The organism is Altererythrobacter sp. H2 (assembly GCF_035319885.1).
GTDB lineage: Bacteria > Pseudomonadota > Alphaproteobacteria > Sphingomonadales > Sphingomonadaceae > 34-65-8.
Window position 1 is genome coordinate 1,984,734 of record NZ_CP141285.1, and the last position, 13,160, is coordinate 1,997,893.

At 56.5% G+C, this 13,160-nt stretch carries 13 protein-coding genes; 6 read left to right on the top strand and 7 right to left on the bottom strand.

What is annotated here, in order from left to right:
- Nucleotides 1-18: 18 nt before the first annotated feature.
- The 7 genes from U4960_RS09985 to U4960_RS10015 all read right to left on the bottom strand — a co-directional run bounded on the left by U4960_RS09985 (nt 19) and on the right by U4960_RS10015 (nt 6,360).
- Nucleotides 19-870, bottom strand: a complete 852-nt coding sequence (locus U4960_RS09985) for an alpha/beta fold hydrolase (protein WP_324260489.1) — start codon at nt 868-870, stop codon at nt 19-21.
- A gap of 179 nt (nt 871-1,049) precedes the next feature.
- A complete protein-coding gene (gstA, locus tag U4960_RS09990) occupies nt 1,050-1,655 on the bottom strand; it encodes a glutathione transferase GstA (protein ID WP_324260490.1) in 606 nt (201 codons plus the stop codon).
- Between the two features lie 42 nt (nt 1,656-1,697).
- Nucleotides 1,698-2,177, bottom strand: coding sequence for an aromatic-ring-hydroxylating dioxygenase subunit beta (locus U4960_RS09995; RefSeq protein WP_072673781.1), 480 nt, complete (start codon nt 2,175-2,177; stop codon nt 1,698-1,700).
- Nucleotides 2,174-3,454 (bottom strand): aromatic ring-hydroxylating dioxygenase subunit alpha, encoded by a 1,281-nt coding sequence (locus U4960_RS10000; RefSeq protein WP_324260491.1) that lies wholly within the window; start codon nt 3,452-3,454, stop codon nt 2,174-2,176. The genes U4960_RS09995 and U4960_RS10000 overlap by 4 nt, the downstream gene beginning before the upstream one ends.
- Nucleotides 3,451-4,473: a PdxA family dehydrogenase gene (locus U4960_RS10005; RefSeq protein WP_324260492.1), complete on the bottom strand. Its 1,023-nt coding sequence runs from the start codon at nt 4,471-4,473 to the stop codon at nt 3,451-3,453. Before U4960_RS10005 ends, U4960_RS10000 begins: the two co-directional genes overlap by 4 nt.
- Complete coding sequence (locus U4960_RS10010; protein ID WP_324260493.1) at nt 4,457-4,951, bottom strand: aromatic-ring-hydroxylating dioxygenase subunit beta; 495 nt, start codon at nt 4,949-4,951, stop codon at nt 4,457-4,459. Before U4960_RS10010 ends, U4960_RS10005 begins: the two co-directional genes overlap by 17 nt.
- Nucleotides 4,948-6,360: a Rieske 2Fe-2S domain-containing protein gene (locus tag U4960_RS10015; protein WP_324260494.1), complete on the bottom strand. Its 1,413-nt coding sequence runs from the start codon at nt 6,358-6,360 to the stop codon at nt 4,948-4,950. Before U4960_RS10015 ends, U4960_RS10010 begins: the two co-directional genes overlap by 4 nt.
- A 303-nt stretch (nt 6,361-6,663) precedes the next feature.
- Here U4960_RS10015 and bphC point away from each other — a divergent pair, with 303 nt between their 5' ends.
- The 6 genes from bphC to U4960_RS10045 all read left to right on the top strand — a co-directional run bounded on the left by bphC (nt 6,664) and on the right by U4960_RS10045 (nt 13,105).
- On the top strand, nt 6,664-7,563 hold the full coding sequence (gene bphC, locus U4960_RS10020) for a biphenyl-2,3-diol 1,2-dioxygenase (RefSeq protein WP_324260495.1): 900 nt from the start codon (nt 6,664-6,666) through the stop codon (nt 7,561-7,563).
- Nucleotides 7,564-7,616: 53 nt separating this feature from the next.
- The gene (locus U4960_RS10025) at nt 7,617-7,943 is read left to right on the top strand and encodes a non-heme iron oxygenase ferredoxin subunit (protein ID WP_088443878.1); all 327 of its coding nucleotides are present in this window, start codon (nt 7,617-7,619) and stop codon (nt 7,941-7,943) included.
- A gap of 1 nt (nt 7,944) precedes the next feature.
- Entirely contained in the window at nt 7,945-8,433 is a 489-nt protein-coding gene (locus U4960_RS10030) for an aromatic-ring-hydroxylating dioxygenase subunit beta (protein WP_324260496.1), read from the top strand.
- A 21-nt stretch (nt 8,434-8,454) separates the two neighbouring features.
- Nucleotides 8,455-9,717 (top strand): aromatic ring-hydroxylating dioxygenase subunit alpha, encoded by a 1,263-nt coding sequence (locus U4960_RS10035; RefSeq protein ID WP_324260497.1) that lies wholly within the window; start codon nt 8,455-8,457, stop codon nt 9,715-9,717.
- On the top strand, nt 9,714-10,301 hold the full coding sequence (locus U4960_RS10040; protein ID WP_324260498.1) for a 2-hydroxychromene-2-carboxylate isomerase: 588 nt from the start codon (nt 9,714-9,716) through the stop codon (nt 10,299-10,301). Before U4960_RS10035 ends, U4960_RS10040 begins: the two co-directional genes overlap by 4 nt.
- A 347-nt stretch (nt 10,302-10,648) precedes the next feature.
- The gene (locus tag U4960_RS10045) at nt 10,649-13,105 is read left to right on the top strand and encodes a TonB-dependent receptor (RefSeq protein ID WP_324260499.1); all 2,457 of its coding nucleotides are present in this window, start codon (nt 10,649-10,651) and stop codon (nt 13,103-13,105) included.
- Nucleotides 13,106-13,160: the final 55 nt, after the last annotated feature.

A 13,160-nucleotide genomic window follows, 5' to 3' on the forward strand; every position in this document is an offset into this window, starting at 1 on the left:
CAGTTCTCCTTGTATGCGTCAGCCCTTGAGGCCGTTGGTGAAAAATTCAGACACAACTCGGTTAAAGCTGGCCATGCGCTCAATCTGAACCCAGTGCCCGCATTCGCCGAACACGTTCAGGTCAGCACGAGGCAGCAGCGTTGCCAAGCGTACGCTCGACTCCAGTGGAATAACCTGATCGAACCGGCCATGCAGCACCAGCATTTCGTGTTGCAGCGCAGCAATGTCTTCTTCGCGGCTTGCCAGCATCGCGATATTGGCTTGACGGTTCGCGCCGCCAAACGTCGCATGATACGGTTCCTGTGCACCAGGACGCATACTTGCTTCGTATCGCGACTTGATCAGATCGTCGGTCAGCCTGCTGTGATCCCAGGCAAGATATTCGAGCGACGAGCGCATGGCCTCGACCGAGGGAACATAGCCCCAGACCTCATCGAGCGCAGGCGTGATCGGGAACTCAAGACCGGCCGGCCCCATCAGTACCGCCCGATCGACTCGATCCGGATGCGCGATCGTGAAAGCCAGCGCAATGCCGCCACCGAACGAATTGCCCACCATCGACACCTTGTCGATGCCAAGCCCGTCGAGCAGGCCGGCAATCTGGTCGACCCAGATCTGCTTGTCTTCGATACGGCCCTTGGAATCGGAATAACCAAATCCGTACATGTCCGGCGCAATCACCCGGAACTGTTTCGCAAGAGCTGGCATATTGAGCCGCCAGTTAGCCCATGCCGTGACACCTGGTCCCGATCCATGGATAAGCAGGACCGGCGGACCTTCGCCCACATCATGGTAGTTGGTAACACTGCCATCGACCACCAGCGACTTGCCGATCTCGGGGCGTGCATCTTCTTTCGTTGCGGTGGCCATATCTCTCCCGATCGCGCCTTTACCGCCTTCAATCCTAAGCGCCTCCCGTCGTCTTTACGGAAGACATTATAGGCGGGCGCTAGAATCGCTTTCCCAATGTATTGCACAAAACAGAACGCATTGGCAATTAGTGAATGTGCTTTACTCGCCGTATGTCCGCGAGCGGTTCACGCGCTGCCTCATGCCAGACCTTCGGCTTTTAGCGCTGCACCCACAGCGGGACGCTGCGCGATCTTGCCGGCATAAGCGCCGAGCGCGGGATATGCAGACATATCGATGCCCACATGTCCAGGCCATCCGAGCATCACGAAAAGGTAGATATCGGCGACGCTGAACGAATCGCCGGCGAAATGATCCCGCCCGGTCAGTTCCTTGTCGAGCGCTGCCAGGTGATTCTCGACCGCCACTGCGGCCGCCGCCTTGGCTTCATCGGATGCTCCGGGAGCAAACAAAGGCACAAAGGCCTTGTGGAATTCCGAGCCGAGGAAGCTGAGGCGGCTCAACAGCTGATAACGCTCAAAGCTGCCCTCGGCTGGCGCTAGGCCGACTTTGGGATTTTGATCGGCGATATAGAGCAGAATAGCTGGGTTCTCGGTCAGGCTCTGACCGTTGTCCAGGGTCAGCGCCGGGACCTTGCCGGATGGATTAACGGCCAGAAAATCGTCGCCTGCTTCGGTTTTGCGGGTTGCGAGATCGACCTTGACCGCCTCGAAAACCGCGCCGGCTTCGCGCAGGGCAATATGCGGTGCAAGCGAACAGGCGCCGGGACTGATGAACAATTGCATTGTGTTTCTCCTCTTGTCTCTTGTCGGTAAAAATTACGGCCGTCAGATCGGGGTCGCCAGCAGGGTCGCGATCCGGTGGGTGTCGTAGACGCAAGTCCGGCTGACCAACCTTGCCGCGCCGTCCTTGACCAGCAACCTGTCGATATACTTCCCGGCATTATAGATGCGCGTTTCACCGTCGTTGCGGGTTTGCAGCACGGCATAGCTGGCCTCCGCCGTGACCGTGTTCCCCTCGCTACCGGTCACAACCGCCCGAGAGATTAGATGACGACTGAAATGTTCGGGGAACACGTTGGCATGGCGCAGGGCCACCACGCGATCCACCAGCATCCCCTTGCTATCACAATACATCACTGCGGCAGGCAGGCCATTGTCGACATTCTCGCGAGCGATCACCTGATAGAGGCAATCTTCAACAAAGAACTCGGGCCAATCTTCAAGACGCCCGTCATCGAGGCATAGGCCGTAAGCGGCGTTCAGGGAATCGATCAGACCTTGCAGAACGGGATCGGCGATCGTCATGCCGGCACCTCCGCTGTCGAGGCCGACAAGGCATCACCCATCAATTCCAGATACCCTTTCCAGAATCCACGCACGGCGTTCTCATCCATGCCCATCGGCGCGTAGTATTCGCGCACATCGTCGCCACCCATTTCGATGAAATTAAACTTGCCTTCCGCCCCGATGGTCCCCTGCTGGCAAAGCTCGACTGCTTCGCCGTCCTCCATCGATATCAGCCCGGAAGGCCCAACAAGATTCAGGTTGCGCAGGCGGTGCCGCGTTGTTTCCTCATCATCGTCGGCATAGCCAAAATAGGTCCAGACCAGCTCTGTCTTGTCAGGGCCAAGCGTCACGATCTGACGGGTCGCCAGCGTGTTCTGGATTTGCTGCAGCACCACGTTGGGGAACAGCGACTGGATGTGCAGCCCCACATCGTCGTCAATTTCGGGCCGGAATTGCAACAGTCTTTCATCCTGCAATTTCGTCGCCCCTTGCATCTCCCGATTGGCTTCGTCGCCGAACGACGTGTAATCGATGTCGCCCTTGGGCTTGGACACCGTAAAGACATTATGGAAGCCCTGCTCCGTAAGCTCTCCGGCGCTGTCCTGGCTTTGGCGGTAAATGCCGAAGGTGGGGTAGAACAGATGCAGCAAGGCGCCGTGATAGCTATCCCGGCTGTTTTCGGAATAGAGCTTCCAATTGCCCGCCATATACTGCCGCGAATAGCCCAACACTTTGATCGGACGATGGAAAACCCGGTCGATATATTTGCGCATCACGGGGCCTAGAAAATCCTCGAGCGGCTCTATCTCGGACGAAAACGTGCCGAAAACCATGCCCTTGTAGCTCTCAACCCGCAGCTTCTCGAGCGAGTGATTGGCCGGATCGAAATCCTTGTCATAGCCGCCGACGCCCTTCATGCCGCGCCGGAACGGCACGCCAACCAGCGTTCCTTCGGAATCGTAAGCCCACTGGTGATAGACGCAGACAAAAGCGCCATCGGCCTGGTTACCGCGCAGCGAGCGGCACACGGTCGCCCCCTTGTGTGCGCAGCGGTTTACCCAGGCGAAGATCTTGCCGTCCTGACCGCGCACCAGTACCACCGGTGTTTCACCGACATGGCTCGTCCGAAAATCGCCTGCATTGGCAATTTCGGCTTCTAGTCCAAGGTAACACCATGTGCGCCCTTTGAAGACGTTGCTCTGTTCCGCAGCGAAGATTTCGGGATCGTGATAGACCTTATAGTCGATCGCCGTGGGGATTGATCGCTGGGCCTCAACCCGCACTTGAGTGTTCATTTCGCTTCTCCTTCAAGTTCAAATCCCTGCCCAGATGCGAGCCGCCCACAGGTGCGCATCGCACTGAGCATCATCGCTGCGTCCGCTATGCCTGAACCGACAATGTCGTAGGCGGTGCCATGGGCGACCGACATGTGGAGATAGGGCGGCCCCATTATGATTACGCAGTTGCCCGAAAATCCCCAGGTCTTGACAGCAATATGGCCCTGATCGTGGAACATCGCGAGAACCATGTCGTAGCGGCCCTCGATGCACTGGCGGAAGACCGAATCCGGCGCGACCGGCCCTTCTACGGCAATCCCCATGGCCTTGGCCCGCTCGACACCCGGCGCGATGGCCAGCCGCTCCTCATCGCCCATAGCGTGCGGATTAAGCCCGGCAACCGCAATGCGCGGTTTGGCAATGCCCCAAGACCGCATGGCATCATTCATCTGACCGATGGCCTTGGCCACCAGATCAGCGGAAATGACATCGATCACCTGACGCAAGGACATATGATCAGTCAGATGCGCAACCCGCAAGGGGCCGGTCAGCAAAACGAGATAGCTCTCGCCGGGCGTGGGGCTGATAACCTTGTCCAGCTTGCCGGCCATCTTCAGCGAACCGGTACTGATCGGTCCCATGATCGTCGCCGCAAAGGATCCGTCCCGCGCCAGCGCATCAAGCTCATCAAGCCACTGCGCCGTCGCGTGCCCCGCCGCCTCAGTGTCTTCGCCCAGCGGCAGAACCCCGGCAGGCAAGGCACCCGTGTCGATCACATCAATCACGCCCGGATCGTCACTGGGCGTCTCGAGCGACTTCATGGCACGCACGCGCGCTTTGACCCCAGTCATGTCGATGGCCCGTTCGACGGCCGCAGACGACCCGACCAGAACCGGGACCGACACCTCGTGAACCTGCCCGCTCGCAAGCGCCTTGACCGCAACCTGCGGACCGATCCCGGCAGGGTCGCCGATCAGCGTTCCAACGACCGGCCGTGCGCCAAGCGAACCCATTGGCCGGTCAGATACTGTAGACATCGAGCATGGTCTTGGCGACGTCGTTGATCACGATCGTCTTCTTGCGCTTGATCACAAAGGAATTGCCTGCTGGCGCAAGGTCGTAGTGCGCGGATCCGCTATAAATGGTGACATCTCCTTCAAGCACCGAAGTGACAGTCCAGGAGGTTCGCACCTGCAAACCAGCAGCGGTATCCTCGACCGACAGCAGCGTGAACATATGCTGCGTCCGCGGAGCAGGCGTACTGGATGAGGACCGGCCGGTTCGGATGCGAAACACCCGGTCTTCCAGCCCACCCCTGTTATGATAATAGATGAGCGAGATTTCGCGCTTCGGATCGGCGGTCAGGCGTTCGCTATCATCCCAGGCAGGCACCCAATATTCAGCCTCCTCGTCGTACAGCGCCAACCAGGAATCCCAGTCCTTCTCGTCCAGCGCGTCGGCCTCTCGTCCAAGGAAGCGCAACACCGACAGCCATTTTGCATCTAAGTCAGTCACAAAACCGGCTCCTTGTCCCCAAACGCCATCAGTTCAGCGCTTTCGCGATCGATCGCCGAATTCATGCGGTTCACCCACTCATCATGGATCGCAACATAAAGGCCTTCGTCGGCCACGGCGGGACTGCTGAGGACGGCGTCTACATCCAGTCCTGCACCGAAACGCCCAGCGCCCTTCTCCCATCTGGGAGCGCCGCGCGACATGTCGTTCACCCGGCCTTCGCCGGCAGCGAAAGCTATCTGACAATTGTTGAACTCGGTCAGGTCATCGGGTGTCGCCATGCCGCTGGCGTTGAAGAAGTCTTCATACTGCCGAATCCGCAAGGCCCGGGCCTCAGCACTCTCACCAACAGGCGCGATGCAATAGGTCGTGACTTCCGTTTCATCGACCGAAATCGGGTGAATGATTCTGATCTGGCTGCTGGTCTGGTCCATCAGGAATACATTGGGGAAAAGCTGGAGGTTGCGGATCCGTTTGTTCATCCACAATACCTTCTCTTCCCCGTGGTTGGCAGTCAGCCAATCGATCCACTGAAAGTTCGGTCGGTCCTTGAAATTGGCATAGTCAGCCCACAGGACCGTATGGCCATTCTTGAAAGAGAACGACCCGCCATCCTGCTGATTGAAATTGGCAAAATCGATCGCCTTGGTATCGTTTTTCGATTCGCCCAGAACACGCCGCTGAACGGTCATGAAGTAGTTGGCGTGGACAGTGCTGACGTGATATCCGTCCAGACCGTTTTCAACCTGCATCTTCCAGTTGCCCTGATAACGATATCGGGTGGCACCAGGGATTACCTCAAGCTCTCCGGTCTGGGATTGATCGACAAGCAGATCAATGAACGTTTTCGACCCTGCCAGATAATCCTCAAGCGGCAAGACGTCGTCGGAAAGGCTTGCGAATATGAAACCGCGATAGCTTTCAAGGCGCGCAATTTTCGGCAGACCAAAATCAGCCTTGTCGAAGCCCGGCGCATAGCCGCCAGCCGCTTCTTCGGTGACGTCCAGCAAATCGCCTGCCGATGAATAGGTCCATCCATGAAACGGGCACATGAAATTCTTTTTATTTCCAGCCTTTTCACGGCAGACGCGCGCGCCCCGATGCGCGCAGGCATTGATCATGCCACGAAGGCTCCCGGCCCTGTCTCGCGTAATAAGGACAGGCACCCTGCCGATTTTTGTTGTGATGAAATCGTTGGGCTTAGCGACCTGACTTTCATGCGCAACGAACACCCAGTTGCGTTCAAAAACGTACTTTACCTCAAGCTCAAACATTTCCGGGTCGGTAAAAGCGGCACGATCTACCTGATAGATGCCGCGCGTTTTATCCTTGGCCAACCAGGATTGCAGTCGCCCCCGCAGGACCTGCAGGTTGGCAATACGCCCCACCAGTTGTTCTTTCGCGTTCATTATCTGTCTCTCCCGCATCTTCCTCTTGGCCCGACGTCGCTTCTGCGATCACTTGGCCCCGCTGCCGTTACTGAAACCGGTCGTTGAACGGTTACCTGTACGCCAATCGCCTATCGGCGAATCGACCAGCCAATCGCAGAGAGCCGAGTCCTACCGCTAAAAATAATTTTGTGCAACGTATTGCACCCTGAGAAACATTCGACTAGAAAATATCTCGAATCTGGTAGCCGAAGCCGCATGTTTAGCGTCGTCGAGCATGCCTTACAGAGCGCCAAAAGGCGGCAATTTTGGGAGAATCAGGTAATGTCATCGGTCACCGAACTTGGATATCTGGGCATGTCAGTGACAGATCTCGATGCGTGGCGAGCCTACGCAGCCGAGGTTGCCGGAATGGAAGTCGTCGACGAGGGTGAGGGCGATCGGATCTATCTCCGGATGGATCTGTGGCATCATCGCATTGCACTTATCAAAGGCGACACTGACGATCTGGCCTACATGGGCTGGCGGCTTGGTGATCCGACCGAGTTCGAGGCAATGGTTGAAAAGCTGACCAACGCCGGGGTAGCAGTGACTGTGGCGAGCGAAGCCGAAGCCCGCGAGCGCCGCGTGCTCGGCCTGGCCAAGTTGACCGATCCCGGTGGAAACCCCACCGAAATCTTCTACGGCCCGCAAGTGGATGCCCACAAGCCGTTCCACCCCGGACGCCCCATGTTCGGCAAATTCGTCACCGGATCAGAAGGGATCGGTCACTGCATCCTGCGCCAAGACGATGTCGAAGCAGCAGCCGCGTTTTACCGCCTGTTAGGGCTGCGCGGATCGGTTGAATACCAGTTGCACCTGCCCAACGGCATGGTGGCCATGCCGTACTTCATGCATTGCAATGATCGGCAGCACTCGGTCGCCTTCGGCCTCGGCCCGATGGAAAAGCGCATCAACCATCTGATGTTTGAATATACCGAACTGGACGACCTCGGGCTCGCCCACGACATCGTGCGCGAGCGGCAGATTGATGTCGCGCTTCAGCTCGGCAAGCATGCCAACGATTTGGCCCTCACCTTCTACTGCGCCAACCCTTCTGGCTGGTTGTGGGAATTTGGTTGGGGTGCTCGCAAGGCGCCCGCCCAGCAGGAATTCTACACCCGCGACATTTTCGGTCACGGCAATGAGGCCCAGGGGTACGGCATGGATATTCCTCTCCAGTAAGCCGCCCCCAGAATCGCTGTTATATCAAATACATCAAAGGATTACGAAGCGCGATGACAAGTAAGGTGCGTCTTTGCCCGGTTGCTGACGTCAAGGATGGCGAACCGGTCGGCGTGTTTGTGGAGCAACTGCCGGCGCTGGCTGTCTACAACGTCGATGGTGACATCTTCGTGACCGACAACATGTGCACCCATGGAAACGCAATGCTGACTGATGGGTACCAAGATGGCGGCATCATCGAATGCCCTTTTCATGGTGGATCGTTCGATATCGCCACTGGGGCGGCGAAGGCCTTTCCATGTCAGGTTCCGGTCAAGACCTACCCCGTCACGATCGACGACGAGTGGGTTTGCATCGATCAACCAGACGGAGTTGCCTGAGATGGATCTCGCCATCTTCGAGCGCCTTCGCTTGCAGCATCTCGCAACCGAACTCAACGCCATCCACGCCGAGTGGATAGATGATGATCGACTTGAGGAATGGCCAGACCTGTTCACGGACGATTGCATTTACAAGGTTATTGCGCGCGAGAACCATGAGCGCAATCTGAGCCTCTCGGCGATATTCTGTGATAGCAAAGGCATGCTGGTCGACCGCATCATATCGCTGCGCAAAGCAAATATCTTTCCGGTGCACAGCTATCGGCATATTCTTGGGCCTACTCGCATCGTGTCAGAACACGAGTTAAAAATCACGGCACAAACAAATTACACCGTATTCATGACGCGAGCGGACGGCCGTACGGAAATATACAATTCCGGGAAATATATCGATGAGATCGACTGTAGCGGAGAGAAACCGCTTTTTACATCGAAAGTCGCTGTATTTGATACGAATGTCATAGATACAATGATGGTACGCCCAATCTAAGCCAATTTTGAGATTTTACTTATGCCAGAAACAACGCTTAGGGACAGTCAGAATTCCGATGCATCGGAAGTCGCGGGATGCCGCGTGCCGTATCGCGTATTCACCGATCCTGAATATTATCGGCGAGAGCAGGAGAACATCTTCCAGGGTGAAACGTGGTCTTTTGTTGCCCTGGAAGCGGAAGTGCCCGAACCGGGAGACTTCAAGTCAACCTTCGTCGGCGAGACTCCGGTCATAGTGACCCGTGCCAGTGACGGTAAAGTGCACGCCGTGGTCAATCGCTGCGCGCACCGCGGTGCGCTGGTTTGCCGCGAAGTGCGCGGCAACCGCCCGAATCTGGAATGCGTATACCATCAGTGGGCCTATGATCTGGAAGGCAACCTGATCGGAGTCCCATTCCGGCGCGGCCTCAAGGGTCAGGGCGGCATGCCCGGTGACTTCGACATGAAGCAACACGGTTTGAAAAAGCTCCGCGCGGAAAGCATTGGCGGTCTGGTTTTCGCCAGTTTCTCTGAAACCGTTGAGCCGCTGCGCGATTTCCTGGGGCCGATCGTGATCGAGCACATCGAACGCATCATGTGCAAGCCAATCAAGGTGCTGGGCGACCAGCGTCAGCATGTGCACGGCAACTGGAAGCTTTACGCGGAGAACACGCGCGACCCTTATCACGCAAGTCTGCTGCACCTGTTCCACAACACTTTCGGACTGTACCGTTCAACACAGACGGGCAAAAGCGTGATGGACGCGAACAAGCGTCATTCGCTGCTCTACTCAATCGCTGCCAGCAACGACGATGCTGCGGATAAGCAGGCCTATGGGGATTCTCGCACCTTTGACACCGAATTCAAGCTGCAGGACATGTCGCTCCTTAAAGGTCGGCAGGAATTCGATGATGGCATAACCCTCGTTATCCTCGCAGTGTTCCCGAACCTGGTGCTCCAGCAGATTCAGAACACCCTGGCGGTGCGGCAGACCGTAACCAAGGGCACCGACGGCTTCGAGCTTGTCTGGACCCATTTCGGCTACGCTGATGATGATGCAGAGATGCAGGCTATCCGGCAAAAGCAAACCAACCTGATCGGTCCGGCCGGGCTGGTATCCATGGAAGATGGTGAAGCTGTCGAAATCGTCCAAAGGGCCATCATCGGCGAAATGGAAGCAGAATCGTACATCGCCATGGGCGGAGGCCGTGCGGAGGATGCAGATCACCTGGTCACCGAGGGTTCAATCGTTGGATTCTGGGAAAACTACGAAAAGCTAGTGGGTTACGGAACCACGTCATGACGAAAACGATCGATTTCTATTTCGATTTCATCAGTCCGTTCAGCTATCTCGCGCAGCTGAAACTGCCGGACCTGGCCCGCAGGACCGACAGCGTTATCGAATATTGGCCGATCGACATTCCGGAGGCGAAGATTGCTGCCGGAAACTATGGCCCGTCCAACCGCGAAGTTGCTCCAAAGATAAAGGTCCTGATGGCCGATCTGGAGCGCTGGGCGGCCAAGTACGAGGTGCCTTTGACCTTTCCTGCGAGCTTCGCCTGCGCAGATTGGAACTGTGCCGCGCTTTATGCCCGCAGCCAAGGGCGGGCCGAAGCATTTGTTACAGCGGCATACCACCTGATCTGGGGACTCGGGATCGATCCGCGCGATCCAAGTGAGTTGCGCGGCTGTGCCGAAGACGTTGGCCTCGATGCCGATGCACTGTGTGAATTCGTCGCTTCACCCGCGGGCCAGGGCGAATATCGCAAGGTGCGTACGCAAGCCTACCAGCGGGGCGTATTCGGCGCACCGATGATGTTTATCGATGACCAGATATTCTGGGGCAACGATCGCCTCGATTTTCTTGAAAGTTATCTTCTTTCTTAAATTGCAAAGTATAACGTTTACAAAAGAATAATGCGGTTGGGAGGGCTTTAGGGTGTGGGTGCAAAAAATATCGTCACTCTCAACAGCACGGCGTCTGGCTGCGCGCGATGCAAAGCCGCACGTATTTAGCATCGTAATAACTGCTTTCGGAGAGAAGGTGTTGAGGGCAATGAATCAATCTTTCCTTAACAATTTCAAGAAACGTGTTGCCCGACTTTTGGCAGCGATAGTGTGGTCAACAGGAGAAATCCTTCTAACAAAACCGCTCCTAAAAGACAGGATATTTTCTAACTGAATTTCTCACAACATAAACATAATTTTAGAACAATATTTCACGGGAGATAGTAATGACTAAAATTAGGCGCACAACTAACAGAGCATTGATGCTAGCAGGCAGCGGCTTGGCTATGGTCATGTCATCGGCCCCCGCTTGGGGGCAGGATGCGGCAATTGACGAAACAGCTGTTGAGCAGAGCAGTGGCGGTCTCGACGTCATTGTGGTGACCGCACGCAAACGCGAAGAAGACAATCAGGAAACCCCGATCGCAATTACCGCGATGACCGGTGACATGATTGAAAACCGGCAGATCACCAACGTCGCTCAGGTTGCGTCCTATGCGCCGAACGTCAATATCCAGCCGGTTGGGAATATCTCCGGATCAAGCGCCTCGCTCACCGCTTTCATCCGAGGCGTTGGCCAGACTGACTTCAATATCACGGTCGACCCTGGCGTGGGCATCTATGTTGATGGTGTCTATGTGGCGCGGTCGGTTGGCGGTCTCCTGGAAATGGCAGACATCCAAAGTGTACAAGTCCTTCGCGGCCCCCAGGGTACGCTGTTCGGCAAGAACACCATTGGCGGCGCGATCATTGTCAACAGCCGCGAACCTTCAAACGAATTTGAGCTCAAGCTCGAGGCTGCTACCGGTCGGTTCAACCGGGCAGACTTCAAGGGGATCATTAATGTTCCCATCAGCGACACGCTCGCCATGCGAGCGGTCGCATCCTATGAAACGCGCGACGGCTATCAGTTGCGGCTGGTTGACGGTGACCGGCAGGGTGACAAGGACAGTTTCTCAGGACGCGTAGCCTTCAAATGGGAACCAAGCGCTGATTTCACCGCGACACTGGCAGGCGACGTTAACATCCGTCGCGAAGGGACCGCAGCAAGCACTCTTCTCGAGAACCGGGATTCGCCCGATCTGCTGCAAATCGTCACGCTTCCTGACGGCAGGACAGTCGCATTCCCAAGTTCAAATTTTGGCTACAACAAGCTCGGCGGCGGTGCCGGGCAATGCGGCCTGCCTGGAGAACTGGCCCCGGTCAGCAATCCCAATTGTGTCTCCTCTCGCTGGGTTACCGGCGACATCGACACGACATGGGCGGGCGGACCCAACCAATCCGATTTCGACCTATGGGGCGCGAATCTGACGATGGAGTATGATCTAGGGAATGTAACCCTGAAATCGATCAGCGCCTATCGTGATCAGAAATCGACCATCGAATTCGACTTTGACGCCACCCCTCATGAAGTGTTGGGGCTCACCAACAATATCGACCTGTGGCAAGCTTCACAGGAACTTCAGCTGGTCGGAAGCGTGCTCGACGACAGGCTGAAGTTTACATTAGGCGCTTTTTACTTGAAGGAAAAAGGCGAGGATATCGAGCCATTGCGGTTCGGATTCGCCAATTTCTTCAGCGGCGGCAAGATCAACAACGACAGCTACGCCGCTTTCGCTCAGCTGACATTTGATGTGACGGACCGGCTATCGATCACCCCGGGAATTCGCTACACGGACGAAACAAAGCGCTTCGATCCGTCGGCGCAGGTCATTACCCGCGACTTTACCGCCGGCCTACTGCCGCCATACCCCGATGGTGTGTTCATCCAGTTTGCTCGCTGTATCACCGGACAGGCTGCTCCGCAGCTCGTGCCTGGTGGGTTTCCTGATCCGGCCTGCGTTCCCTCGGCAACCAATCCGGGCGGTAACCACCTTCTCCCGGCGGTAGAGGTTTCCGCAAAAGCCAAAGAGTGGACCCCGGCGATATCGGCAAACTACTCGTTCAGCGACGATATCCTGGGCTATATCTCTTATTCGAAAGGCTTTAAGAACGGCGGCTTCACCCAGCGCATCTTCCCGGGCGAACTGGTAACCCCCGCCTTCACGCCCGAATTCGTCGAATCCTACGAACTCGGCCTCAAGACCGAGCTGCTCGATCGCCGTCTGCGGTTGAACCTGGCGGTGTTCCAGTCTGATTATTCCGATATCCAGATCGTCGTGAACGAGGGCATTGCCCCCAAGGTTCGCAACGGTGGTGTCGGACGGATCAAGGGCTTTGAAATCGAGGGGCAGGCTGCCCCGACCGATTGGCTGCGGATTGACTATGGCATGGGCTATCTGGATGCCGGCTATCGCGCGGTGGATCCGAGCGCGTTTCCTGTTAACCTCAACTCCAAGTTCGCTTTCGTGCCTGAATGGACAGGAACCGTTGCAGTAAATGCGACTGCATTCGACGATGAAAACGGCAAGCTGGTACTCCGTGGCGATTGGTATCATCAGAGCGGCAGTTTCAAGGACGCTGCGAACAACCCGCAGCTTTTCCAGCCCGCTTACAGCGTGTTTGGCGCGAACGCTTCGTACACCCTCCCGGGAGATCAGATCACGATCACCGCAGGCGTTACCAATCTGACTGATGAGCGGTACATCCAAGGTGGCTATGTAGATCTGGATGTTGGCGGCGTTGCATTGGCGACTTATTCCCGCCCACGGGAATGGTTCCTCAGGATCGGTTATGAATTCTAAAACTTAGGGTCGGGGGGCGGCTTAACTTGCCGCCCCCTTTTAACTCGGACGAAGC